The sequence below is a fragment of the Helicobacter zhangjianzhongii genome (assembly GCF_030249855.1).
GTDB lineage: Bacteria > Campylobacterota > Campylobacteria > Campylobacterales > Helicobacteraceae > Helicobacter_B > Helicobacter_B zhangjianzhongii.
The window spans coordinates 71,445-95,533 of sequence record NZ_JANURN010000005.1 but is presented as its reverse complement, the minus strand read 5'-3'; the positions used below and the strand labels follow the sequence as shown (position 1 = coordinate 95,533).

24 protein-coding genes are annotated in these 24,089 nt (G+C 45.7%); 3 read left to right on the top strand and 21 right to left on the bottom strand.

Translation table 11 applies throughout. The annotated features are described in order from the left end of the window. Positions 1-3: 3 nt before the first annotated feature. The 8 genes from NYG90_RS06410 to NYG90_RS06375 all read right to left on the bottom strand — a co-directional run bounded on the left by NYG90_RS06410 (position 4) and on the right by NYG90_RS06375 (position 7,235). Entirely contained in the window at positions 4-2,604 is a 2,601-nt protein-coding gene (locus tag NYG90_RS06410; protein ID WP_285257158.1) for an NADH-quinone oxidoreductase subunit G, read from the bottom strand. Beyond that, positions 2,597-3,517: a hypothetical protein gene (locus NYG90_RS06405; protein WP_285257157.1), complete on the bottom strand. Its 921-nt coding sequence runs from the start codon at positions 3,515-3,517 to the stop codon at positions 2,597-2,599. The genes NYG90_RS06410 and NYG90_RS06405 overlap by 8 nt, the downstream gene beginning before the upstream one ends. Beyond that, positions 3,510-3,812 (bottom strand): NADH-ubiquinone oxidoreductase subunit E family protein, encoded by a 303-nt coding sequence (locus tag NYG90_RS06400; RefSeq protein ID WP_115011970.1) that lies wholly within the window; start codon positions 3,810-3,812, stop codon positions 3,510-3,512. Before NYG90_RS06400 ends, NYG90_RS06405 begins: the two co-directional genes overlap by 8 nt. Before the next feature lie 45 nt (positions 3,813-3,857). Next, positions 3,858-5,102, bottom strand: a complete 1,245-nt coding sequence (nuoD, locus tag NYG90_RS06395; RefSeq protein ID WP_285257156.1) for an NADH dehydrogenase (quinone) subunit D — start codon at positions 5,100-5,102, stop codon at positions 3,858-3,860. Then, on the bottom strand, positions 5,102-5,947 hold the full coding sequence (locus NYG90_RS06390) for an NADH-quinone oxidoreductase subunit C (RefSeq protein WP_150337878.1): 846 nt from the start codon (positions 5,945-5,947) through the stop codon (positions 5,102-5,104). Before NYG90_RS06390 ends, nuoD begins: the two co-directional genes overlap by 1 nt. Before the next feature lie 29 nt (positions 5,948-5,976). After that, positions 5,977-6,483, bottom strand: coding sequence for a NuoB/complex I 20 kDa subunit family protein (locus tag NYG90_RS06385; RefSeq protein ID WP_285257155.1), 507 nt, complete (start codon positions 6,481-6,483; stop codon positions 5,977-5,979). Beyond that, positions 6,465-6,935 (bottom strand): NAD(P)H-quinone oxidoreductase subunit 3, encoded by a 471-nt coding sequence (locus NYG90_RS06380; protein WP_434062730.1) that lies wholly within the window; start codon positions 6,933-6,935, stop codon positions 6,465-6,467. The genes NYG90_RS06385 and NYG90_RS06380 overlap by 19 nt, the downstream gene beginning before the upstream one ends. Before the next feature lie 144 nt (positions 6,936-7,079). Next, entirely contained in the window at positions 7,080-7,235 is a 156-nt protein-coding gene (locus NYG90_RS06375; RefSeq protein ID WP_285257154.1) for a hypothetical protein, read from the bottom strand. Positions 7,236-7,278: 43 nt separating this feature from the next. Between NYG90_RS06375 and NYG90_RS06370 the strand changes: the two genes are divergently transcribed. Beyond that, the gene (locus tag NYG90_RS06370; protein WP_285257153.1) at positions 7,279-7,554 is read left to right on the top strand and encodes a hypothetical protein; all 276 of its coding nucleotides are present in this window, start codon (positions 7,279-7,281) and stop codon (positions 7,552-7,554) included. On the opposite strand, the gene NYG90_RS06365 is transcribed toward NYG90_RS06370, so the two are convergent. Continuing rightward, positions 7,516-8,580, bottom strand: a complete 1,065-nt coding sequence (locus NYG90_RS06365; protein WP_285257152.1) for a M24 family metallopeptidase — start codon at positions 8,578-8,580, stop codon at positions 7,516-7,518. The two genes, NYG90_RS06370 and NYG90_RS06365, sit on opposite strands and share 39 nt — an antisense overlap. After that, positions 8,580-9,068 carry a type II 3-dehydroquinate dehydratase gene (gene aroQ / locus NYG90_RS06360; protein WP_115011976.1) on the bottom strand — a complete coding sequence of 163 codons (489 nt, stop codon included), beginning with the start codon at positions 9,066-9,068 and terminating at the stop codon, positions 8,580-8,582. Before aroQ ends, NYG90_RS06365 begins: the two co-directional genes overlap by 1 nt. A 115-nt stretch (positions 9,069-9,183) precedes the next feature. Between aroQ and NYG90_RS06355 the strand changes: the two genes are divergently transcribed. Beyond that, on the top strand, positions 9,184-10,116 hold the full coding sequence (locus NYG90_RS06355) for a DUF268 domain-containing protein (RefSeq protein ID WP_285257151.1): 933 nt from the start codon (positions 9,184-9,186) through the stop codon (positions 10,114-10,116). A 285-nt stretch (positions 10,117-10,401) separates the two neighbouring features. On the opposite strand, the gene NYG90_RS06350 is transcribed toward NYG90_RS06355, so the two are convergent. After that, positions 10,402-10,713, bottom strand: coding sequence for a TRL-like family protein (locus tag NYG90_RS06350; protein ID WP_115011977.1), 312 nt, complete (start codon positions 10,711-10,713; stop codon positions 10,402-10,404). Between the two features lie 192 nt (positions 10,714-10,905). Continuing rightward, positions 10,906-11,154: a hypothetical protein gene (locus tag NYG90_RS06345; RefSeq protein WP_285257150.1), complete on the bottom strand. Its 249-nt coding sequence runs from the start codon at positions 11,152-11,154 to the stop codon at positions 10,906-10,908. Between the two features lie 155 nt (positions 11,155-11,309). On the opposite strand from NYG90_RS06345, the gene NYG90_RS06340 reads away from it, so the two are divergent. Then, the gene (locus tag NYG90_RS06340) at positions 11,310-11,510 is read left to right on the top strand and encodes a hypothetical protein (protein ID WP_285257149.1); all 201 of its coding nucleotides are present in this window, start codon (positions 11,310-11,312) and stop codon (positions 11,508-11,510) included. On the opposite strand, the gene NYG90_RS06335 is transcribed toward NYG90_RS06340, so the two are convergent. The 9 genes from NYG90_RS06335 to mqnE form a co-directional block, all read right to left on the bottom strand. Then, the gene (locus NYG90_RS06335) at positions 11,487-14,651 is read right to left on the bottom strand and encodes an efflux RND transporter permease subunit (RefSeq protein WP_285257148.1); all 3,165 of its coding nucleotides are present in this window, start codon (positions 14,649-14,651) and stop codon (positions 11,487-11,489) included. The genes NYG90_RS06340 and NYG90_RS06335 overlap by 24 nt on opposite strands. 9 nt (positions 14,652-14,660) lie before the next feature. Continuing rightward, positions 14,661-15,689: an efflux RND transporter periplasmic adaptor subunit gene (locus NYG90_RS06330; RefSeq protein WP_285257147.1), complete on the bottom strand. Its 1,029-nt coding sequence runs from the start codon at positions 15,687-15,689 to the stop codon at positions 14,661-14,663. Next, positions 15,686-16,132 carry a MarR family winged helix-turn-helix transcriptional regulator gene (locus NYG90_RS06325; RefSeq protein WP_285257146.1) on the bottom strand — a complete coding sequence of 149 codons (447 nt, stop codon included), beginning with the start codon at positions 16,130-16,132 and terminating at the stop codon, positions 15,686-15,688. Before NYG90_RS06325 ends, NYG90_RS06330 begins: the two co-directional genes overlap by 4 nt. Positions 16,133-16,151: 19 nt before the next feature. Beyond that, complete coding sequence (locus tag NYG90_RS06320; RefSeq protein WP_285257145.1) at positions 16,152-16,979, bottom strand: 4-hydroxy-3-methylbut-2-enyl diphosphate reductase; 828 nt, start codon at positions 16,977-16,979, stop codon at positions 16,152-16,154. Between the two features lie 19 nt (positions 16,980-16,998). Then, positions 16,999-18,444: a 3-phosphoshikimate 1-carboxyvinyltransferase gene (aroA, locus tag NYG90_RS06315; RefSeq protein ID WP_434062733.1), complete on the bottom strand. Its 1,446-nt coding sequence runs from the start codon at positions 18,442-18,444 to the stop codon at positions 16,999-17,001. Positions 18,445-18,450: 6 nt separating this feature from the next. Further along, entirely contained in the window at positions 18,451-20,790 is a 2,340-nt protein-coding gene (gene pheT / locus NYG90_RS06310; RefSeq protein WP_285264869.1) for a phenylalanine--tRNA ligase subunit beta, read from the bottom strand. Beyond that, a complete protein-coding gene (pheS, locus tag NYG90_RS06305) occupies positions 20,790-21,779 on the bottom strand; it encodes a phenylalanine--tRNA ligase subunit alpha (protein WP_285257218.1) in 990 nt (329 codons plus the stop codon). The genes pheT and pheS overlap by 1 nt, the downstream gene beginning before the upstream one ends. A gap of 132 nt (positions 21,780-21,911) precedes the next feature. Next, positions 21,912-22,997, bottom strand: coding sequence for a flagellar biosynthesis protein FlhB (gene flhB, locus NYG90_RS06300; protein WP_285257143.1), 1,086 nt, complete (start codon positions 22,995-22,997; stop codon positions 21,912-21,914). Then, complete coding sequence (gene mqnE, locus NYG90_RS06295; protein ID WP_285264849.1) at positions 22,998-24,080, bottom strand: aminofutalosine synthase MqnE; 1,083 nt, start codon at positions 24,078-24,080, stop codon at positions 22,998-23,000. Between the last annotated feature and the right edge of the window lie 9 nt (positions 24,081-24,089).

The following is a 24,089-nucleotide window of genomic DNA, read 5'->3' as shown; positions in this document are numbered from 1 at the left end:
ACTCTACTCCTTTGTGGCTTTAGCGCACTCAACAGATACATAGGTATTTGTATCCCAATTTTTTGCGATATTTGGACTAATGAGCCATATATCCTGACTCATCGCATAGTCAATATACACTGCGCCTGTAATGTCCTGCTGTGTATTTGGCTTGCGTAGCGTGATTTGCTCTCCTTCAGCAAGCCCTAGCCTATCCAAATGTGCCTTAGAAGTGTAGAATCCATCTTTTTGCTGCATATTGCTATCTAGCACATTTTGGATACTAAAGAGATTTTGCGGATAAGTGATGAAGGCATTAAAGTCTAGAGATTTTGACTGCTCTATTACAAAGGCTGGCGCAAGCTCACCGCTTAGCAATGGCATAAGCACATAGCCTCTTTTATCAATCCCACCTTGTGTGTAGTAGTTTGCTATGCTGGCAAGCTCTTTTGGCGCATAGCCCTTGCTTTGTGGCAGTGCCTTTGTATAGTCGCTTAGCTCTGTGTAGGTAGAAAAATAATCAAGCAATGCACTATCAAGCAACATATCTGCGCGATCTTGCGTGCGTGTCATAGATTGTAGCTCTTTTTTATGGTGCGCTACCTCTAGCCTAGATGTGTTATACCCATACAAAATACTTGCCAAATCATCGCCTTGATACTCGCGCACCTTTGCTAGAGGTAGCAAGCGATTTTCAAAATTCGTCATACTGCCTAGCATTTGCTGGTGGCTTGGTAGCACTACTTCAGGCTTTTTCACAAGCACTTCACCATCACTGCTCCACGCACAATCCCACACCACATCGCCTTGTGTGCGCACGCCGATCACAAATTCATCACCCAAACGAGATTCTAGGCTAGAGTCTCGCGCGACACTAGAATCCACTTCTAAAAGCTCGCCACAGATTCTAGCGATCCCAGCCGTATTGCTACCAAGCGGGATCACATACACCCTAGCCCCACATTTTTCTAAAATCTGCAGCCCCGCTACCATCGCGCTATTTTCACGCAAGGCACAAAGCATAGCCTCTTCACCGATGATTACACTCATCTGTGATAAATCCACGCCAGCTAGCTCGCTAAGCTTACTGCTCTCTATCCCTGCTTCTTGCAATGCCGCATAGACAGGTGTGCTAGGCTGCGCCTCGCTAGAATCCACTTTTTCACTAGAATCCACTTTGACTTCTGCCTGCTTGCTTGCTTCAATCACTCTAAGCAAGCCATCCAGCATTGCCCCTAACTCCTTAGCCTGCGGACTTTGGGCGATGATTGTCTCTAGCATATCTCGCATACTCAAAAGCAACGCCCCAAGTGCCATTTCATCAGCCCCGGGATTATAAGGCATATGCACCACAGAGCGAGAAAATGACGCTAAAAGTGTGTCGGCGATTGGGTGGAGATAGTAGAGCTTAACGCCCTTTTTGGTGCGGATTGTGTTGTTGATAGCATATTGCAAAAATGGGGCTTGCAAGCGCACAGGCGCACCTAGCGCGACTATCGTGCTAGAATCTTTCAAGTCTTGCAAAGTATGATCTAAGCGCAAATAAGGCAAAAACTTCTGGTATGCCCGCGCACTCTCGTTATAGAGCTTTATGCCAAAATGCGCACTAAAAATGTTTGCAATCATCGCTTCTTCATTGGTGATAGAGCTACCAAGCCGCATAGCACTAGCCTTGCCAAGATGAGTGAAAGGATTGCTTATAGGGTTATCAAAAGTGGATTCTAGACTAGAATCCACTTTTGGCACAGCCCCAGCAGATACGACAGAAAATCCAAACCGCCCTGCCCCACAGATTGGCGCGAAGTGGAAGTCATTACTCACGCGATAAATCTTCTTCTCCCCTAAGGCATTATGATGTCTTGTCTCATAAGTGATATGACAGCCCATAGAGCAGTAATGGCAAGTGCTATTTGTCTTTTTCAACTCCCACGCATTAGCAGTATAGCTAAAGTCCTTATAAGTAAGCGCACCCACAGGACACACAGCAATACACTCCCCACAATCCACACAAGGTGTATCGCTCACAAATTCTATCAAAGACTTTTGCTTCTTACTCCACACGCTATAAGGGTCTTTTAACATAGAGTCTTTATAGCTATCAGGGGCGTGTAAATCTGCTTTCCCAGCCTTAAGCTTGGCTTCACCGATATTGTCCTTACAAGTGGTTACACATCGCTCACACACAATGCAAAGATTAGGATCATAGAGTGCTTGCGCCCACGATTTTTCGTGCTTCTCATCATCAGCTAGGGCATAGTCTTGGTGGGCTACTTTGGTATAGAGCGTTAGATTTTGCAGCTCACATTCCCCACTTTTGTCGCACACGCCACATTCTAGCGGGTGATTGACATCATAAGTTTGCATAATCATCTGCCGCTCTTGTTGAAGCTGCTTAGTTTGCGTAAATATCTCTAGCCCATCTTTTGCCTTGGTATTGCAAGTATAAACACGCTTGCCATCGCCTGTCTCAGCCATACACATCTTGCAGGCAAGCGTAGGTGAGCAGCCACCTAGATAGCAAATCGTAGGGATAAAAATGTCATTTTTCCTAGCGACATCGACAATTGTTTCACCCTCTTCACAGATAATTGGACGCTTATCAATCATAATTGTAACTTTAGCCATTATAGCCCCCATTTCGCGCAAATCGCGCCTTGATAAAAGGATAAATCTTTGCTCCTCGCCAGCCTTTAAGCACAGCAGTAGCACCTTGCAGATAGCTCACTTGCTGAGCCACACACTCCACTTGAGTAGAATCCACAAGCAAGCGCACCTGCTCTTTATCCTGCAAATGCGCTAAACGCAAAAATGCCGGCGTGGCACATAACACCGGCTGCGCTAAATCTCGCTCATCAAGCAAGCTAAGATACACAAGCGCGCCATTGGATTCTGGCAGCTCTTCAAGGGCGTGCAAGATAAGTGCAAACGCCCTAGAATCCACATTTTTATCATAGGCTAGCATACGCAAGCCCACATCACTCGCACAGAGCATATCAATCGCACAATATGTGCCAATCATCGCAAGCAGCTTGTGGATAAGCGGAGCAAAAGTATGCCGCCTAAAGCTCTCCCCCACGATAATCATCGGCGATTTCGCCTGCTGCACACTGCACACTATCTCTGCTAGCTCCTCTTCAGCAAGAGCGGATTCTGCGGCGATATGCCCTAAATCTAGGCTATCAAAAAACTCCCGAACCTGAACAGGCAGCTTTGCCTGAGCGATGAGCGACTGACACAGCAGTGCTGCCACCCCAAGCTCCGCCCCCACCTCATAGCGATACTGCCGCATATCCCCCACCCTAGAATCCACAAAAGGATGCAGCCCTATCACAGCACAAACAATATCTAGCCCCCCCACTAGCTCCCCAAACTCAAACGCCCCCACCCCAAGCACCAGCACAACATCACTCTGTCTAAGGAGCTGAGACACACCCGTATCCTGCTCTATGATTGCAGGATTTCGCATAGCTTGTGTGCTAGGAGTGGCACCCAGCTTTGCTATCTCGCTTTTTGACACAGCGTGTGTAGCACTACTCATCGCCTGCCTTTGCGCTCTCTTGCGTAGGTGATTGTGGCTCCAAAGTGGATTCTAGTCTAGATTGCGGATGGCTTTTGCGCACTACAAGTGTCCAATCGCGATGATTAAATCGCACAGAATTCATCACTTCATAGCCCTTAGAGCTGACAAACTCAGCACTCTTAGCGACATTAGAAAAATCATCAACTTCAAAGAGAAATATCCCCACTTCTCCTTGAGTGAGTTGCGTATCGATCAGCTCTCCCATACGCGCGTAAAAATCATTATGCAAATGCCGCAAGTCAAATCGCTTCATTATCTATCTCCCCTTTGCTTTGTGTTTGTGCAAGAGATCGCAAGCTCATCGATCCACCTCTCCAAAAATCGCATTACACGAGCCTACAATCGTAACAATATCGGCGATATACGCGCCTGTAAGCATCTCTTGCAAAATCGCTGTATGCGCGAAGCTTGGGGTTTTGATTTTCATCCTCTGTGGGTATGCCTCCCCAAGTGAATGGATAAAAAATCCAAGCTCACCGCGCGGAGACTCTGTGGGGGCATAGACCTCACCCTTTGGCGGACGCATACCTTGCGTAACTAGCACAAAATGCTGCATAAGCGAGTAATTTTGTGTCATTATCTCTTCTTTTGGCGCGGAGATATACTCTGGCGCGCGCACCATAAGCTCATCTCCTGTGCTAGTAGCATTACTACTTGGATAGAGTGCGATAAGCTGGCGCAATAGCTTAATGGACTCCCTAATCTCAAGCATATAAAGCCTGTAGCGATCGTAACTATCCCCATAATGCCCAATAGGCACAGAGAAATCTAGCTCATTATAGAGCTCATAAGGCTCTTCTTTGCGAATATCATAGGCAATACCTGTGGCGCGCAGCATAATCCCGCTAAGCCCCCACGACTTCGCCATCTCTTGAGAGATCGCTCCAACGCCTTCAAGGCGCATTCTCCAAATGCGATTTTCATCAAGCAGGCCCTCAAACAAATCCACACTTTTGCTCGCTTCTTGTAAAAATTGCTCCAAACTCTCCAGCCAGCCACTTGGAAAATCTAGTGGGACACCGCCTATGCGAATGGCATTATGCGTAAGCCTAGCCCCGCAATAATCCTCTATCAAATCTAGTCCATACTCACGCGTCTTAAACGCGTATAAAAACATCGACAATGCGCCTACATCCATAGCATGCACAGCGATGAAAAAGATATGAGAGATGATGCGATTAAGCTCTAAGAGTGTCGTGCGTATCACTTGGGCTTTTCGTGGGGCTTGTATGCCAAGCAGTCGCTCCACACCAAGCGCGAAAGCATAGTTGTTCCCAATGGCAGAAATATAATCAAGCCTATCAGTTGTAGGCATAAACTCGTTATAGATCATATTTTCTGCAAGCTTTTCTATACCCCTATGCAAGTAGCCAATCTCTGGAGTAGCTCTTTTGACCCTCTCGCCATCTAGCTCAAGCACCAATCGTAGCTGCCCGTGCGTTGATGGGTGCTGCGGTCCAAAGTTTAGCACCATTGTATTGTCATCGCGCTCAAAATGTATGTTTTCAAACTGCGGTTTTAAACGCGTGTAGTTTTGTCCCATTATTTCCTTCTTTCAAGGCGAGTTTTCTTCGCCCTAGCAATGTCTTTGACAAAAAGAGCTTTAGAAGCGTCCATATATAGCCCATCGCCCTCCTCTCCAATTGCATCAAGCTTAGAGAAGCTGCGCCCATCATTAGGATCCACGCGCGCACTATCGCGCTGCTCTGCTCCCACCACTTCTCGATACTCCTTACCAAAGATTTTATCAATCTCATACCACGCGGCATATTCATCACCTTGTAAGGGATAAGAGCGGCGCAGAGGGTGTCCAACCCAGTCTTTTGGCATAAGCAGGCGAGTAAGATTGGGGTGATTGACAAACCTTATCCCAAGCATATCATACGCCTCTCGCTCACTCCACAAAGCAAGCGAAAAAATCGAGGAAACAGAGTCTATTTGCTCATTTTCACCAAGATAGCACTTCACGCGCACGCGCCGCTTATCGCTAAAGCCCTCTTGCACAGAATGCAGCTGGTAGAACATCTCAAAGCGATTGTCTTTAGCTAGCATATCTACCGCGCTCATTTCACTAAGCACTTCATAGCCTAAGCTTTTAAGCTTTGCTAGCACCCCTACAATATCATCTTTACGCACCCAGATCACTGCTATCCCAAGCTCGATATATGCCCTATCAATAGCAAATCCATAAGCAAGATGATTATAAATCACTTCCCACGCGCTCCCCTGTATAGGCAGCTTCAGCGTCTCTATAGGCTGGTAGAATCTAGGCGTATGCGTGGCTTTTCTTTGCACATCAATGTGTGCAAAGCCCGCAGCGCAATGGGTAGCAGATGGTAGGAGATAGTCATAATTCTGCTGGGCATTTTGGGTGTTTTCACTAGACATATTCTCTCCTTAATTCTCTAAAATCTAGCCTATATAATCCGCTTTGCCTTTGGTGGCAGTGCTTTGCTAGAGCGGATTTTACGCTGCAAGACTAAAAGCGCGTATTGCAAAGTCTCTGGGCGAGGTGCGCAACCGGGCAAATACACATCCACAGGGATAATCCTATCTACGCCCTGCACGGTAGAGTAGGTATTAAACATACCGCCCGTGTTTGCGCAACTCCCCATAGAAATCACCCATTTTGGCTCGGGCATTTGGTCATAGAGTCGGCGCGTGAATTCTGCGTGCTTTTTTGTGAGCGTGCCGGCGATAATCATCACATCACTCTGTCTAGGTGAAGCGCGGAAAATCGTCCCAAAGCGATCAAAATCAAAGCGACTTCCACCTGTCGCCATCATCTCTATCGCACAACACGCAAGCCCATAAGTCATAGGCCAGAGTGAATTACTCCGCCCCCAATTAAGCAGCTTATCAAGTGTCCCAAGTGCGACAGGCACGCCCATAGCTTGCAAATCTCTTACTCCATATTCTGCCATCGCAATGCCCCTTTCTTCCACGCATAAATTAGCCCTATCACAAGCAGTAGCACAAAGCTTAGCATTTCAATAAACACAAACAGCCCCGCCCCACTTGCGACAAAGCTCTTATACACCACAGCCCAAGGGATCATAAACACCACTTCAATATCAAATAGCACAAACAAAAGCGCGATGATGAAAAAATGGTGAGAAATCTTTGCTGGCTGCTTGATAGGCACAGGTCCGCACTCATAAGGAGCCATTTTGAGCTTTTCATTGCTTTTTTTGGCAAGCTTGCGTGAGATAAATCGCTGGATTTTAAGTGTGTAATTAAATGCAATAAAACTCAAGACAAATAAAACAAACACCCCAAAATACGCGTGATCAACAAATGCCGATGAAACTTGCACAGTGATAAGCTCTTGCGCTTGTGTGAGTGTCCCGGGATCTGCAGAATCTATGGTAGGCATATACAACTCCATACAATAAGTTCAAGAATGCTAATGCGCTAAGCTAGTAAGATAAATGCGATTGTAAAATGAAAAAGTTTAATAGAATCTTAACTTTTATAATTCTGTCTTTATGCTAGATTATTTCAAAAGTGGATTCTAGTTTTAGGATTTAGCTTTTCCTAGAATCCACTTTTGCGCATAACGCCATTTTCTTGTCATATTGATGGCGAAATATCTCTTGTCATTGCGAGAAAATCCGCAAGGATTCTTGTAGCAATCCACTCTCCCCACTAGAATCCACTTTTTCACAAAGCCCATTTTACTCCACAAAGTCTGTTTTACTTCAACACGATTCTAAGCATTGCGGTGGGGACCGTGGGTGTTTAGGCTTGTTTCATCACCGCTTTGGGATTCTAAGATTGCGCGGCTAGAATTGTGGCTTTCTAAAGAAACATCGCCTAGCGGCGAGCGGTATCCCTTGTTTTGCAAGGCGAGCAAGGAGATAAGACTAGAGGTCTATCGACGCAGTGAGATGAAGCAATCCACGATTCTAGCCCGCAAGCTGAATCCTTGTCAAAAGTGGATTCTAGGGGCGGTGCTACAATACCTCCGCACGCCCATTACGCACGACCACTAGATCTTCTATCCTAACGCCATAAAGATTTGGCAAGTAAATGCCCGGCTCAATAGAAAACACCATACCATCTTCAATAATCATCGAGCTTTTTGCAGAAATCCTAGGCAGCTCGTGTATATCAAGCCCTATGCCGTGTCCTGTGCTATGGGAAAAATACTTCCCAAACCCAGCCTTATCAATCACTTCTCGCGCTAGGGCGTCAATGTGCTTACCACTCATTCCTGCGCGTAGATTGGTGATGGCACTCTCTTGGGCTTTGCGCACGGTGTCATAGATTTTTTGCAGCTTTGTATCGCGAAATTTTTGCTTTTTACTAAAGTGGATTCTACCTTGTGTGAAGCAAGCAGTCCTTGTGCGATCCGAGCAGTAGCGTTTATACTTAATCCCCGCATCAAAAAGCAGCAAATCCCCATCGCTTAGGCGATCTTGGCAGGGCAGAGCGTGGGGCTTGGCGGCATTGGCGTTAATGCTAAGGATTGGATTAAAGCTTAGGGCATAGCTACCATCTTGCTCCAAAGCTTGGCGCGCTAGGGCGTGGAGATACAGCTCCGTGGGATTATCAAGCCTTTCTATCATTGTGGCAAAGTGTTTATATGCCTTTTTATTAAGCTTTTGGGATTTGGCGATTAGGGCGACTTGCTCATCGGTCTTAATGATTCTAAGCTGCTGGTGGAAGTTTGGCAGTGGCTCTAGGCGGCATTTTGGGAGCTTTGCAAGCAGAGTTTGATACTCCTGCACACACACTTGCAACGGATCAAAAGATAGTGTGCTTACGCGCTCTTTTTTCAAAGTAGCAATCATAGATTCTAGCAGATTAGCACTCTCTACCAGTGTCGTGCCGCGTGCTAGATACTCTTTAGCCTCAGTGGTGTAGCGAGAGTCTGTGAAAAAGATCTTCCTAGAATCTAGCACAAGTAAAATCGCGTGATCACAGCTATATCCACACTCAAAATACTGCGCACTCTCATCAGCGGTGAAAAACGCGTGCGGACGCGCTAGGGGTGTAAAATGCTTGCTTGAAGACATTATTTAGCTTGCGCGTTGGCGGCTTGGGGATTTTGGGCTTTAAAGGCTTGGACTTCGCTGATGATTTGGATAAGTGAGATAAGCCCGATGTGGTAGCCATACGCGCCAAAGCCCGTGATGACACCCGCACACACCGCGCCGGTATAGCTCTTTTGCCGGAAGTCTTCACGCGCAAAGATATTGCTAATATGCACTTCTACCACAGGCACACCACACGCCATAATCGCATCAGCAAGCGCGATAGAAGTGTGCGAGTAAGCAGCAGGATTGATAAGCACGCCATCATATTCTCCGCCGACACACTCTTGCAGCTTATCGATCATCTCGCCCTCAAAATTACTTTGGAAAAACTCTAAAGAAATGTTGCTTTGCTTGGCAAATGTGCGCATATTGTCGTGGATTTGCTCTAAGGTAAGTGGTCCATAGATCCTAGGGTCTCTATGTCCTAGTAGGTTTAGGTTTGGTCCTTGTATGACTAGAATCTTCATCATTTATCCTTTCTATTTCGCATTGCAAGCGTGCATTGTAGCAGATACACACAAATATACAAACACTATCCTATGCTATAATCCACCCCACACTACCCCACCACAAAGGATCACAATGCAATCACTAAAATCTCTCATAAAATCCATTCTCCCAAAGCCAGAATCCAGCTCTTTAGCGATGATTCTCTACAAAGGCTATGGCTTCATCTCACGCAAGAAAATGACCAAAGCCGAGCTAGAAAATGACCGCGCCAGCTACATCGCGCAAAATACTGATACGCGATTTGCTATAAGCAGAGAGTTTGACTACATCTGTCGCGCTGATAAATACGCCAACAATGGCGCAGGCATAGAATCTAATAGCGATTATTTTATCCAAGATATTTGGGGCGCACGCAAGGTTACAGCTACAAAGCCTGCACGCCACTATGATGTAGGCTCATCAGTCGCAGGCTTTATCGCCCACCTCCTAGGGGCTAATCAGCCCACCACTCTAATCGACATCCGCCCCTTGCCTAGCCTAAACACAAGCTTTCTAAATCTCAATGGGGGGGGGCTACAATATCTGCAAGCTGATGCCACAAATCTTGAGCAAATAGCCGACTCTAGCCTAGAATCCATCTCCGCGCTATGTAGTATCGAGCATTTTGGGCTTGGGCGATATGGCGATCCAATCGACCCTATGGGCTGGGAAAAGGCTCTGCTGTCCTTTGAGCGCGTGCTAAAAATCGGTGGCAAAATGTATATATCTGTCCCTGTTGGGCAGCGCGATAAAGTCTGCTTCAATGCCCATAGAGTCTATCGCCCACAAACGATTATTGATACACTAAAGCACTGCCAGATTAGAGAGATGAGCTATATCGTAGGGCTTGATACAAGGCTATGTATGGAGTATAAAGATGGCAAGCTACATATCGATGAAGATGGGCTAGGATCTATCCCAGATATGAAAAATTGGGGTGTTACAGGGCTATTTGAGTTTGAAAAAGTAGGGGATAAAAAAGTGGATCCTACAACTGCTGCAATGGATTCTAGGTTTTGGGCTTGATTTTTATCACCGCTCTGGGATTCTAGGATTGAAGTTAGTTTTAGAGTAAAACGATTCTAAGATTTGCGGTGTTGCTAGTGGGGCTTTTTAAGGATTTTAGGGGGGAGCTAGACTAGAGGTCTGCGGTTCCCCTAAAACAAGGGACACCGCTCGCCGCTAGGCGATGTTTCTTTAGAAAATCCTTAAAATCGCCGCTATGGATACCCAAAGCTGCATCGCCCCTTTGAAAAGTGGATTCTAGGCTTGTGCTGATATATCTAGCACAGGATTCTACATTTGTGCTAGCTAGTTGCCACGGACAATGGTCGTATAAGTGCTATAAATCCCAAGCACGCTAAAGACTTTAGAATCTACGCTTTTAATGGATTGGATATGCCCATTTTTCGCCGCTGCTTCTACTGAGCAATCCCCTGTGGCTACAAGGCTTAAAATACTCGTGCAAGTCGCTTGACCTTCCTTAGAAGCCCCACTAGCAGAAGTCGCCGTTATGGGCAAAGATGCATCAGTATAAAGCGCGCCAACAGGAGCAGTAGAAGCACATCCTGAAAACAACGCCAAAGCAGCCGCCATACTCAAACCTACAAAAATTCCTTTCATAAAACACTCCTAAAATTTTTATACCCTTTTGTAAAACAAAAGGCAAGCTGGGATTCTATCAAAAAAAAAAAAAAAAAAAACGCAAGTGGATTCTAGGAGAAGTTTATGCTGCAAGTGTGGGCTAGAATCCACTTTTGTGTTATGGATCGCCACACTTTGCTAGCGCAAAGCTCGCGATGACGATAAGGGCTGTCATTGCGAGCTTTGTCGTAAGGCAAGGCGTGGCAAAGCGCAGGCTTCTTTAGTGATCCACTCCACGCCATCTGTCATTGCGAGCGAGTGAAACGAGCGCGGCAATCCATAAGCAATAAAAACACTATAATCGCAAAAAGTGGATTCTAGTATGATTATCTGCTGGCGCAGAATATGGATTGCCACGCCGATTTCATCGACTCGCAATGACGATAAAAAGGGCGTTAGGACTAGAATCCACTTTTTCAAGCTGTTTTACTTCAACACGATTCTAAGAATTGCGGCGGGGCTGTGGGTGTTTTTTACAAATTTTGAGTGGGAGTTACCTTAGCGGTAATGACCGCTCAAAATTTGTAAAATCAACCGCATCGCTCGCCCAAGACTGAATCGCCTAAACGCAAAAAGTGGATTCTAGGGGGTCTAAGCTTGTTTCATCACCGCTTTGGGATTCTAGGATTTGCGATGAAAAAGCAGGGTTGCGCCGCCTTTTGCGCGGAGATAAGACTGATTGTCTATCGCACAAGCAAAAGGCAAGCTCCCTGCTTTATCGCGCAAAGCCGAATCCTTGTCAAAAGTGGATTCTAGGTTTTGGGCTTGATACTTAACAACATCGCCGGGATAATAAACACACTCACAATCGTAGAGAAAAATAGCCCGCCAATAAGCACTGCGCCAAGCCCTCGATAAATCTCGCTCCCCTCTCCTGCAAAGACCACCAAAGGCAGCAGTGCCAGCACGCTTGTAAGCATACTCATATAAATAGGCGAAAGGCGCGTTTTGGTAGAATCCAGCACGCTTTGCGTCCAAGGCATTTTATAGGTGTAGAAATTTATCCGTGCTTGATAGATGATCAAAATCGCATTATTCACCACACTTCCCACAAGGATAATAAAGCCTAGTATAGTCATAACATCAAGATTTTGCGAGGCGATGAAATGATTGGTAAAAAACAGCCCCATAAGCCCCCCACTCACCGCCAAAGGCACAGAGGCAATAATGAGCAATGGATAAAAAAAGCTCCCATACAAAGCGCATAAAATCAAATAAGTGATCGCCACCGCTAGCAAAAATCCGCCCAAAAGCTCATTTTTAAGCGTGCTAAGTTTATCGGCATTGCCATTTAGCGTGATATGTAGATCTGGGTAGGATTGGGCTATGGGCGCGATGACTTCTTTACGGATTGTTGTGATAAACTCCTCTAAGGGTGTGTTGCCACTTGGATTTAGGATAAGCAAGACATTGCGCTTTTGCTCAAAGTGGCGGATCGTAGAGACTCCTAGCGTGCTTTCTACCTCGCTTAACGCCCCTAGCATAACAACCTTGCCATTTGGCGCATAAATTGGCGCGTATAAAATATCTTCTGGGGAATTTTTTTTCTCTCTATTTTCTTGGGATTGCAGCATAAGATCGACATAGCCATCATCGATTTTCACACTGCCAAGCGACTTGCCGCCTAGAAGCACGCTTACAATATTGCCAAAACTCGCTACATCAAGCTTATTTTCTAGCAGAGCAAAATCATTAGGATAGAGGTTTATCTCGCGATTATTCGTGCCAATGCCCGGCACCACGCGGACATTGACATCGCTGAAGTGCTCCTTAAGCTGCGATTTGATGTGTGCTGAAGCGGCAAATATTTGCTCTAAATTATCCCCGCTGACATTGATGTCAATACTCGAGCTTGAAGCCCCGCTAAAGATTTGCTGGCGCAGCACCACTCCGCTGACACCCGGGACTTGCTCAATCGCCCGTTTGGCAAACTTAATAAGCTTGCCGCTTTGCTTAGGATCTTGGGCAATGAGATAGAAGGAAATCGAACTCCCAGCCCCGATATAGAAATTTTTAATCATTGGGACTTCTTCTTGCTCGCTAGCATCTAGGGATTTTATACAAGTGTCTCTAAGCTCCTGCCCAAGAGCATCGCGCTCATATCTGCAAACAAATGGCTCGATTTGCTGGCTGATTTGATCCACGATATAACGCTTTTCATTATAAGAGAGACCGGGTGCTGTTGATATATATGCGATGATGAAATTCTGCTCTCCGCGCGGGAGATAGTCTGTTTTAGGAAAAGTGAAGTAGCTAAACACAAGGCAAAAGCCCAAAAACCCAGCTATGGTGTAGAATCTAGCCCTGCCACTTTGGACGCATTTATGCACAAGGCGCATTATATAATCCCCGCACCTTAGCCCAAATGCGCCAAGTCTTTGGCTAAGTGGATTCTGGGGCTTGGAGCGGCGTAAAAAAAGCAGCAAAAACGCCGGCACGATAATCACACAAATCACAAATGCCAGCACAATCGCACTGCTAGCAGCTATCCCAATATCTGCAAAAAGCTGCCCAGCTTCATCTTTGAGATAGAAAATTGGCACAAAAATGGCAATTGTCGTAATGCTTGAGGCAAAAAGCGCGCCTATGACTTCTCTCACCCCTGTAAGAGTGGATTCTACGGGGGAGTTGGGCGTTTTAGCGCGATTGCGGATAATGGATTCTAGCACGACAATGGCAGAATCTATCACCATAGAAATAGCAAAGGATATGCCAGCAAGGGAGATGATATTTAGTGTCCTGCCAAAGATATGCAGCACGATAAATGTCCCAATAATGCTTAAAGGGATCACAAGGCTTAAAATGATGAGTGAAATCCCATTGCGTAAAAATAGCAGCAGCACTGCGATTGCTAGCACCATACCTAGCAGCACGCTTTGCTTAACTTGACTAATGGCATTTAGGATAAAGCCACTTTGATCACGCCCCCAAGTGATTTCTAGCTCTCTTGGCAGGACTTGGTCATTGAGCTTTTGGGTTAGGGCTTTAATGGATTCTGTCATTTCAAGGATATTGGCATCTGCGGTGGGGCGGATTTGGATTGATAGGACTTGCTCGTGATTGTGGCGGTTGTAGCTTGTTTTGCTCGAGTAGCCTTGCTGCACGCTGGCGATGTCTTTTAGCCGTGTGATTTTGCCATTTTGCACGCGGATAATGGTATTTAGCACTTCATCAAGCGAGCGATACTCACCGATGGTTTGCACGCGATAATTATGCTGATCAAAGTCAATGCTCCCAGCAGAGATATTGTGATTTTGCTTATTTATGGCATTGATGATGTCTTGGATAGTGATGTTATTAAAGGCGAGCTGGGCGGTGTTTAGCACGATTTGGACTTGCGGCTGCACCCCACCTGCGAGTATCACCTCTCCCACACCAGCAATGCGCTCATAGTGGGGTAGCACTTCGCTTTCTATAATGCCTTTATATGTATCAATCGCGCTATCAACGCCCCTACCTTGATCTATGGAAAAAATAGTCTCTTTAAGCGAGACAAACAAATACACGCTCACAGGGATTGTCTCCCCTGTGGTTTTGACAATGGGCTTTTGCACGCCTTCTGGATAGCCTGTGATCTCCTCAAGCTTGGCACTCACTTCTACAAACGCACTGCGCAAATCACTCTCAAGCCCAAATTCTAAATTGACAATCCCTATGCCATCGCGCATAGTGGCAGTGAAAGTTTGGAGATTTTTGAGATTCTTTAGCTTGGCTTCTTGCTTTTGGATAATCTCCTTTTCTATCTCATAGGGCGAGGCACCTGCATAGTAGGTATAGATACCAATCGTAGGGCGCGTGGTCTGGGGCAGAAGCTGGTAGGGGATCTTCACAAATGCGATACAGCCAAAAAGCGTGATAAATATCGCCACCACGCTGGCAAAAACCGGACGCGTTAGGAAAAATGCGACAATATTCATTTGCGTGCTTTATTTAAGCTCGATGATATGCACTTGCGTGCCATTTTGTAGATTTTCCTGCCCGCGCAGCACGAGAGAATCTGCCTCTGTAAGCTTGGCACGCACAAGCATTTGAAAATCCTGTGTGCCTAGAATCTCTACTGGGATTTGCTCTGCTTTTTGCGCGCGGATAGCAAAGACATAGGGTTTATTATCCTTATAGACAACACTGCCGCGCGGGATAATAAAGCCCTTTTGACCACCGCTAACATCAAGCAGCACGCGCGCCGCCATACCATCTAAAAAGCTTCCGTCATTACGCACAGCAATATACACAGGAAATGTCCTAGAGAGCGTATCAGCACGGGGGATAAGTGCTGAAATAAAGCCTTGATATTCTTTGCCACCGATATGGAGCTTGACCTTTTGCTTTGCTTTTAGCGTCCGCACCACAGAGCTTGGCACATCAATAATCACCTCTGTATCACGCGAGTTTAGGATCTGGCATATTACCGCCCCTGCTTGCACCCACTCGCCCTTATGCACGCGCCGCTCCACGACAATGCCATCAAAAGGCGCGTAGATGATCTTTTGATCTTTTTGGACTTTGGAGATAGCAAGCTCACCTAGCAAGGCTTCTATCCTAGCTTCTTGGGATTTGACTTCATATTCTAGATTTTCATACTGCTGGATAGAGATGGATTGGGACTGCAAGAGATTTTTGTAGCGTTCTAGCTCATTTTTCTGCCGCTCTAGTGTGTAGCGTGCATCGGCGATCTTTGCTTGCTTGATTTTAATATCTTCTAAAAGCAGGGCAGAATCTAGCGCGATAAGCTTCTGCCCCTTTTTGACATTATCACCGATAGAGAAATACACCCCCTCTACCATACCTTGCGCGGAAGTAGCCACAGAGCTAGTCTCCTTAAAGCGCACACTACCCACAAAGCTCTCTACCTTGCTTAAGACACCATACTTAATCTCAGCACTCTCCACAGGGACGCTCTTTGCCACTCCTAATTGCAAAAAAGCCGCACAAAACAAAATGCTGATTTTTTTCATTGTAATGCTACTTTCTCAATTTTTTCAAGCAAACTACGCAAAAGGACTTGGTCTTGCTCGCTTAATGCCGTATCAAAGAGCATATCCATTTTGTCTTTTAGCACTGAAGCTTCTTCTAGCTTTTGTAGCCCTGCTTGCGTGATATGCACATACGCTACACGCTTATCCCTTGGATCTCTATACTTGCTAATAAAGCCCTTCTTCTCAAGGGTGGAGAGTAGGCGTGATGTTGTTGTAATATCCTTTAGCAAGGCTTGTGCAAGATCACTTACACGCACCTTCTTGTCCATTGAATGCAGGATATGTAGCACCCAGAGCTGCTCTAGCCCGATACCAAAAGGACGCAGAAGGCTTATCATATAAGTCTCAAGCAAGCGTGCCGTATGCCCGAAAAACGCCCCTACACTCTTTTGCTGTAAGTCTTTTTTATTACAAAGTGCCATACCTTTCTCCACTGCTATGCTAGATCTTTTGGATATAAGCGACTACTTCTTGCACAATCCAATCCGGTGTAGAAGCCCCAGCAGTGATCCCACATATTTGCTTCCCTACAAACCAGCTAGAATCTATCTCGCTTGTATCTTCAACAAGATAGCTATCCTTGCAATGCTCAAGCGCAATGTTTAAGAGCTGCTTGGTGTTGGAAGAAGTTTTACCACCTACTACAATCATAATATCCACCTCCTTGCTAAGCTCCTTGCACGCGCGTTGATTGTCAAAAGTCGCATTGCAGATCGTATTAAACACGCGCACTTCTGCGCAGTTTTCTATAAGATAGCAGGCAATTTGGCTAAATTTTTCTATCTGTTTGGTTGTTTGAGAAATGAGCGCGACTTTTTTGCGCTTAAAGCTATGCTGCTGCAGCTCCTCTAGGCTTGCTATCACAAGCGCACCATTTTTCGCATAGCTTTTTACGCCCTTGATCTCTGGGTGATCTTCATCGCCAAAAATCACCACCTCATAGCCCTCTTCGCTCATTTTCTCCACGATTTGCTGCGGCTTTGTTACAAAAGGGCAAGTCGCATCAACTATACGCACAGGCTTTGTGGCGATTGATTCTAGCACTTGTTTGGGTATGCCGTGTGTGCGGATAATGAGTGTAGAGCCATCTTGTATATCATCATAAGTTTCTTTAAGCCCCACATTGAAGTCGTTTTTTAGGCGGTTGATTTCTTGGTAATTATGGATAAGTGGTCCTAGCGTGGAGCTGTTTTTGTTCTTTTCAGCGATTTTTATGGCTCTGCGCACCCCAAAGCAAAATCCCAGCTTTCTAGCAAGTTTCACTTCCACGCTATCTCCTTAATTCTAGTTAGTCAAGCAAGCGCACTTCTGTCATCTCGCGCAAAATTTCTAAAAAATTAGGAAACGACACACTTATGCACTCTTCATCATCAATCACCGCCCCTAGCCGCAGCCCCATAATCGCAAAGCTCATAGCGATGCGGTGATCTCCAAAGCTACGCAAGACTACACTAGAATCCACTTTTTCACAAAGGCTATTGTCTCTGTCATTGCGAGACACTGCGTGAGCAGTGGCGTGGCAATCCACATTTTTTGCGGTAGCAAAAATTGGTATATTGCTAGAATCCACTTTGGGCGATTTTTGTGCGGTTTTTTCCAAAAGGGTATCGCCTAAGCCCTCTATGATGAAGCCATCGTCTTTTTCTTCACAAGTGATCCCTAGGGCTTTGAGATTGCTTATTACCGCGTGGATTCTATCGCACTCTTTTACGCGAAGCTCCTTGGCATTGCTCACCTCACTACGCCCATTAGCAAAGCAAAATGCTATGGCAAGAGCTGGTAGCTCATCAATAAGCCACGAGATATTTTCACTAATAGCAACAGCCCTTAGCGGCGCGCTTTGCACATAAATATCGCCCACTTCTTCATAGGCACACTCTGTGTGGTGATACTCAACAATCGCGCCCATAGATTCTAGCACTTTAAAGGCTTCTATGCGCGTGGGGTTTAATAGGACATTTTTTAAAAGCACACTAGAATCTGGCGTGATCGCTGCAGCTAGCGCGAAAAAAAACGCACTTGAAGGATCCGCTGGGATCACTATATCAAGCGGCTTTAGCTTGCGCACTAGAGGTGTAATATGTATCGTGCTTAATGCCTGCGTGCTATCTCTTGTAATCTCTGCGCCCATACCACAAAGCATCCGCTCAGTATGATCTCTTGTGTGCTCTCTCTCACTATACACACTAGAATCCTTGGCAAAAAGCGCGGCAAGAATGAGTGCGGATTTTACCTGTGCGCTGGCTATCTCGCTAGTAAAGTTAAAGCCTAGTAGCTCTCTGCCTACCACACTAAGAGGCGCATAGCCGCCATTTCTACTATAAATCTGCGCACCTATGCTTTGCAGCGGCTTTATTACGCGATTCATCGGGCGAGCGTGTAGATACTTATCCCCACTTAGGACAAAGTAGCCATTTTGCGCACTCAAAAGCCCTGTATAAAGCCGCATAGCTGTCCCTGCATTCCCACAATCAAGCACAGAGTCTGGCTCTGTAATCTTGCTAGGTGGCGTGAAGATAAAGTCCCCTTTCTCTCCTAGCTCCGTTACCTTTAGCCCGAGCTTTTTAGCGATCTCAAGGGTGTGGAGCGTATCTTGGGCGAGCAAGTAATTACGCACAATGCTTGGAGAGTCAGCTAGCAGAGCAAACATCGCACAGCGATGAGAGATTGACTTATCTGGAGCGATAGAATCTATCTCTTTATGCAAGCCCTGCTTCACCGGAGCGATTGTGATCATAGCCTATCCCTTTAGCTTCGCACCAAATTGCTGCTCTAAGTGCGCTAGCACTAGCTGGATTCTACTTGCAAGCTCTTCTTCTGTAAGGCTTTTTTCCTGCGCTCTAAATACCAAGCGGATCGTAAGTGCAAACTGCGTATCCTCATAGACATCAAGCGGATAAATTGCCTCCAAATCTTCTACCTCCAACGCTTCAATGGCTTCTTGTATCGCGTGGAACGGCGTGCATTTATCGATGATAATTGTAATATCACGGATATTTGCGTGTAGCTTTGGATAGGGCTTGGGGTGCGCTCTAGTGCTAGCTTGCAAGGTGTGGATTTGCGCATAAAAGGCATCTTCTAGCTCTAAGGTTTTCTCAAAGCTTGGGTGAAGCTTGGCGATAATCCCCACAGCCTTGCCATTTTGCATAATATCTGCGCAAATGTGCGGGTGGGCGTTTTTGGGCGGAGTGGGCGTTTTCACCAATGTGAAATCCCCTACAATCGCGCTAACTTCTTTAGCAAAGCTATAAAAATCCCATTTTTCCCCTTTAGGATAGGGGTAGGCTTCTTTTGTCTTTAGCCCACTTACAATAATGCCTAGCTCCTTGCGCTCTTGTCGTTTGGCATCATACACACTGCCAATTTCAAACAGCCTAATGCTTTTAAAGCCTAAGTTGTGATTGCGGCTTGCGGATTCAAAGAGGGCTGGGATAAGGCTCGTGCGTAGCGTGTCTAGCTCGCTTGTGATTGGGTTTTGCAAATCAAGAGTGGATTCTAGCACTTGATAACCCCACTCAAGCAACTTAGAACGCTGATAAAACACATAGTGGATAGTCTCATAAAATCCAAGCGTAATCGCGCGTTTGGCGATGTCGCGCTTGTGCTGATACGCAAGTAGCGTGTCAGTAACATTGAGCTTTTGCTCACTTTTGTAAGGAAGTGATGGGATATTTTTGATCCCATAAATCCGCAAAAACTCTTCTGTAATATCCTGCACACTTGCAATATCGTGGCGATATGGTGGAGGCGTGATATGCAAAAACGCCCCATCACCGCTTGCTTCAATATGAAAATCAAGCTGTTTTAGCACGCGTGCGATCTCTTCTTTTTGCACATCTTTGCCAATTGCTTGAGAAATCGCGTGAAAATCCATAGTGATTAAGCACCGCTCACTCTCTTCAGCCATATCCAGCTCTTGGAAACCAGAGTAGATAGAACACTGCGTATAGGTATTAAGCAGCTCACACAAAAGGCTAATCCCCATTAGCAGCTCTGTATTGCTCCCACGCACAGAGCGATAAGTGGTGATAGGATCTTGCTCTATATGATGCTGGAACAATGCCTTTGCAAGCACTTCAGGTGGGACAAAGCTTGCTTGGATAATGGCAAGAGATGGGTAGGATTCTAGTGCGGGAGCGTAGTTTTTCACCCCAATGACACAAAGTTTATTGCCCTGTGTATCAAAGACACATTCAAAGCCCTGTTCATCTTGGCGCACTTTTAGGGCGGTCGGGGTCTGCGTATGCTCTGGGATAGGATAAATATCAAAAATCACACCACTCATATACATAGCAAATCGCTTGTGATTCTCTAGCGCATTATCACTCAAAAGCCCATTATACGAGAGCATAATCTGCTCTTGCAGGGCATTTTCCACGCTATCAATTTGCACGACTTTATACAAAAGCTTTGATTTTAGATGGCATTCTGCGGAGAGATTGATCGCGCGCCCTATCCCAAGAGCTATGCCGTATTCTCTCTCTTTTGGCGTTTTAAGCATAAGATTATGCACGCACGCTAGCTCCCTAGCGATCCCTAGCACACATAAACAATCCCCTCTATTTGGCGTCAATGATACTTCGATGAGATATTGATTGAAAAAGCTATAATCACTTAGCTCCTTACCCAAGACAAGCTCACCCATACTAGAATCCAGCACCATAATCCCTTCATTAACCACACTTAGCCCAAGCTCTGTGGCAGAGCAGATCATTCCACAGCTTTGCACGCCTCTTAGCGTGCTTTGCTTAATGGCAAAAAACGCTTCATTGTCGTTTTTTGATGGGAGTTTCGCGCCCTCTAGTGCTAGGGCTACAAACTGATCTTTAGCGACATTTTTCGCACCGCACACGATTTGCAGCGTTTTTTCTCCAATATCAACTTGACAGATATTGAGCTTATTGGCATTGGGGTGGGGGGTCTTCTCTACGACTTTGCCTACAACGACATTTTTAGGGATCTGCAGTCTATGGCAGCCCTCAACCTCTATGCCAATATCATTTAGCGTCTGGCAAATCTGGCTTATACTAAGCTGCTCTATATCTACAAAATACGACAAATAATAACTAGAAACTATCATCAAAACTGCTCCAACAATCGCAAATCTGTCTCAAAAAAGCTACGCAAATCCCCAATGCCAAGACTTAGCATACAAAGCCGCTCTACCCCCATACCAAAGGCATAGCCGCTGACATCTTCATAGCCCACTGCCCTAAAGACATTATCATCAACCATTCCGCACCCTAGCACCTCAAGCCAGCCAGTGTGTGAGCACACGCGACAGCCATTGCCCTGACAAAACACACAAGAAATATCCACCTCCGCACTAGGCTCTGTGAAAGGGAAAAATGATGAGCGAAATCGCACCTTCACATCGCCAAACATATAGCGCAAAAAGCTCTCTAAAATATACTTCAAATGCGCGAAATTCACCGCCCCTGCCCTATCGACCACAAGCCCCTCTACTTGATGAAACATAGGCGAATGTGTGAGATCATAATCCCTGCGGAATGTCTCTCCGAGGCAGATCATCTTAATAGGTGGCTTTTGGGCAAGCATTGTGCGGATTTGCACAGGGGAAGTGTGCGTGCGCAAAAGCTTATTATCGTGGAAATAGAAAGTATCGTGCATATCCCTTGCAGGGTGGTATTCTGGGAGATTGAGCGCGGTAAAGTTATGAAAATCATCTTCTACAAGCGGACCCTCACACAGCTCATAGCCCATACGCGTGAAATACTCGATAATTTTGTCTTTTGTATAATTGACCGGGTGTCCTATGCTTTGCTTACTGCGTAGATTAAACAAGCTTACATCTACTCTTTGCGCGCTTAAAGTGGATTCTAGCTCTTGTGCTTCTAGCTCTTTTTGCTTAGTAGAAAAATGCTCCTCAAAACTCTTGCGCAACGCGTTTAAAGACTTGGCAAATGTCTTCTTCTCTTCTTCTGGCAGGGATTTTAGCGTGCTGAAATACTCTGTCAAAATGCCCTTTTTGCCAACAGCCTTGATACGCACCTGCTCTAATGCCGCACTATCTTTAGCATAATCAATCATTGCTTCAAGCTCTGCCATTGTTTGTGTGAGACTCTCTAGCGAATTGTTATGCGACAAAGTGGTGGTATGTGCAGAATCTTTTGTGGAAGTTTTTTGCATTCTATCTCCTAAAGTAAAGCTCGCATTCTAGCGTATTTTTCTTAAGGTTCTCTATGATCTATGCCCCCAATACGGCTCCTTGCCCTTGAGATAGCGCAGGCGATCTACTTCAAGTAGCACCTGCACAATCGCCTCAAAAAACGCGCGCGGGATTTCTTTATCTAGCTCTGCATCTTTATATAAACTACGCGCTAGCTTTGGGTTTTCAATGATTTCTATGTCATTTTGTCTAGCAATATCTTTAATACGGATAGCAAGGTGATCAATACCCTTTGCCACGACCTTTGGCGCAGGATCACTCTTAAGATCAAAGGCGATTGCCACAGCATAGTGCGTAGGGTTTGTAACGACAACTTTCGCCTCTGGGACCGCGCTCATCATACGATTCATCGCATTTTTACGCATAATTTGCCGTATGCGTGCTTTTATCTCTGGATTCCCCTCGTGCTGGATAAATTCATCTTTGACTTCTTGCTTGCTCATTCGCAGTGTTTTGATGTATTGCCTACGCTTTAGCACATAATCAATCAACGCCATAAGCGCAAACACCCCTAGCATAGCCCCGATTAAAATCAAGCTTTTATCGCGCCACCACAGCACTTGCTTGATTAGCTCAAAATGCGCCACCCCAGCAATATCGTGCAAAAATAACGCCAAAATAATCCCCCCAACCACCAATGCCACGATAACCTTTAAAGTAATCATTCCTCCATCAATGAGCTTCTTGATAGAAAAAACATTTTTAAAGCCACTAATGGGATTAATCTTGCTAAATTTTGGCTTGATCGCCTTAAGTGTCAGCAAGAATCCAAACTGCATCACATTGCCTAGCACACTTGCTATCAAAAGCACCAAAAAAATGGGCAAAAGCATAATCCCAGCCGTGCTAACCAATGTCCAAAGGATCTCTGTAACATCGCCTTTAGTTAGGTCTTCTTTGGGGAATGCAAGGGCATAGACATAAAGGGCGCGGATCTTTTCTAGCCAGAATGGAAACAGCACAAACAGCACCGCAAGCCCCACAAACATCACCACAACCCCGCTAACTTCTGGGCTTTTGGCGACATTGCCCTCCTGCCTAGCTTTTTCTAACTTATGCGAGGAAGGGGCTTCGGTCTTTTCTTGCTCATCTGCCATCTAGCATACTCGTAGCTCATTATAGAGACTATCGCGCTCCACAGGGATAAATCCTGCATCTTTTATGGCGTGGATAAGTATCTCTTCACTCATACCCTTTTTAGATTTTGCCCCAGCGGCAGATTGTATGCTCTCAAGCTCAATCGTCCCATCCATATCATCTGCGCCAAATTCTTGGGCTAGCAGTGCAATATTTATGCCCAAAGTCGCCCAATACGCCTTAATATGCGGAATATTTGCTAGCACGATTCGAGCGATCGCTATGGTCTTGATGATCTCTTGCCCGCTGGGTGGGGTCGGGGCGTTGAGATAGTTATTATCGCGCTGATAAAGCAATGGGATAAAGGCACTAAATCCGCCGTTTTTGGATTCTACAATCTGCCTATCACACTGCGCATTTGCTAAACGCAGCATATGATCAAGCCTATGCTCGCGGCTTTCTATATGCCCAAAAAGCATAGTAGCATTGCTCATTTTGCCAATGGAGTGCCAATGCGTGTGGATCTCAAGCCACCGCTTAGAGCTAACCTTACCGGAGCAAATATGCTTACGCACTTTCTCATCAAAGATCTCTGCCCCACCACCTGGCATAGAATCCACTCCCGCTTTTGCCATATCTTCTAGCACTTTTTGATACCCTACCCCAAACTTCCTATCAAGATAATCCACCTCCGCAGCGGTCATCGCCTTTAGGTGGATTTGTGGCACTGCGCGTTTTACCTCGGCAAAGCAGCTCATATACCACTCATAGCTATAATTTGGACTATGAGCAGAGACAATATGCACCTCCTTGGCACCATTTTTGTGCGAAGCGATTGTTTGAGCGATGATTTCATCAATGGTCATTTCATAGGGGTTTGGATTCTTCCTGCTTGCTGAAAATGCGCAAAATTTACACACATCTGCGCAAATATTGGTGGGGTTGATATGGCGATTCATATTGAAAAACACCTTTTTGCCATATTTTTCTTCTCGCAAAGCATTTGCTGCTTGTCCTAGGGTGAAAATATCATACTCATACAGCTTGGCTAGCTCATTTGCGCTAAACTCTCTTCCTTGTAATACTTGATCTAATATATCCATATATACCCT

Bases quoted from the DNA above. Each gene is read 5' to 3' on its own strand.
- NYG90_RS06410 (WP_285257158.1), bottom strand. From the start codon at position 2,604: ATGGCTAAAGTTACAATTATGATTGATAAGCGTCCAATTATCTGTGAA.
- NYG90_RS06405 (WP_285257157.1), bottom strand. From the start codon at position 3,517: ATGAGTAGTGCTACACACGCTGTGTCAAAAAGCGAGATAGCAAAGCTG.
- NYG90_RS06400 (WP_115011970.1), bottom strand. From the start codon at position 3,812: ATGAAGCGATTTGACTTGCGGCATTTGCATAATGATTTTTACGCGCGT.
- nuoD (WP_285257156.1), bottom strand. From the start codon at position 5,102: ATGGGACAAAACTACACGCGTTTAAAACCGCAGTTTGAAAACATACAT.
- NYG90_RS06390 (WP_150337878.1), bottom strand. From the start codon at position 5,947: ATGTCTAGTGAAAACACCCAAAATGCCCAGCAGAATTATGACTATCTC.
- NYG90_RS06385 (WP_285257155.1), bottom strand. From the start codon at position 6,483: ATGGCAGAATATGGAGTAAGAGATTTGCAAGCTATGGGCGTGCCTGTC.
- NYG90_RS06380 (WP_434062730.1), bottom strand. From the start codon at position 6,935: ATGCCTACCATAGATTCTGCAGATCCCGGGACACTCACACAAGCGCAA.
- NYG90_RS06375 (WP_285257154.1), bottom strand. From the start codon at position 7,235: ATGGGCTTTGTGAAAAAGTGGATTCTAGTGGGGAGAGTGGATTGCTAC.
- NYG90_RS06365 (WP_285257152.1), bottom strand. From the start codon at position 8,580: ATGTCTTCAAGCAAGCATTTTACACCCCTAGCGCGTCCGCACGCGTTT.
- aroQ (WP_115011976.1), bottom strand. From the start codon at position 9,068: ATGAAGATTCTAGTCATACAAGGACCAAACCTAAACCTACTAGGACAT.
- NYG90_RS06355 (WP_285257151.1), top strand. From the start codon at position 9,184: ATGCAATCACTAAAATCTCTCATAAAATCCATTCTCCCAAAGCCAGAA.
- NYG90_RS06350 (WP_115011977.1), bottom strand. From the start codon at position 10,713: ATGAAAGGAATTTTTGTAGGTTTGAGTATGGCGGCTGCTTTGGCGTTG.
- NYG90_RS06335 (WP_285257148.1), bottom strand. From the start codon at position 14,651: ATGAATATTGTCGCATTTTTCCTAACGCGTCCGGTTTTTGCCAGCGTG.
- NYG90_RS06330 (WP_285257147.1), bottom strand. From the start codon at position 15,689: ATGAAAAAAATCAGCATTTTGTTTTGTGCGGCTTTTTTGCAATTAGGA.
- NYG90_RS06325 (WP_285257146.1), bottom strand. From the start codon at position 16,132: ATGGCACTTTGTAATAAAAAAGACTTACAGCAAAAGAGTGTAGGGGCG.
- pheT (WP_285264869.1), bottom strand. From the start codon at position 20,790: ATGATAGTTTCTAGTTATTATTTGTCGTATTTTGTAGATATAGAGCAG.
- pheS (WP_285257218.1), bottom strand. From the start codon at position 21,779: ATGGCAGAGCTTGAAGCAATGATTGATTATGCTAAAGATAGTGCGGCA.
- flhB (WP_285257143.1), bottom strand. From the start codon at position 22,997: ATGGCAGATGAGCAAGAAAAGACCGAAGCCCCTTCCTCGCATAAGTTA.
- mqnE (WP_285264849.1), bottom strand. From the start codon at position 24,080: ATGGATATATTAGATCAAGTATTACAAGGAAGAGAGTTTAGCGCAAAT.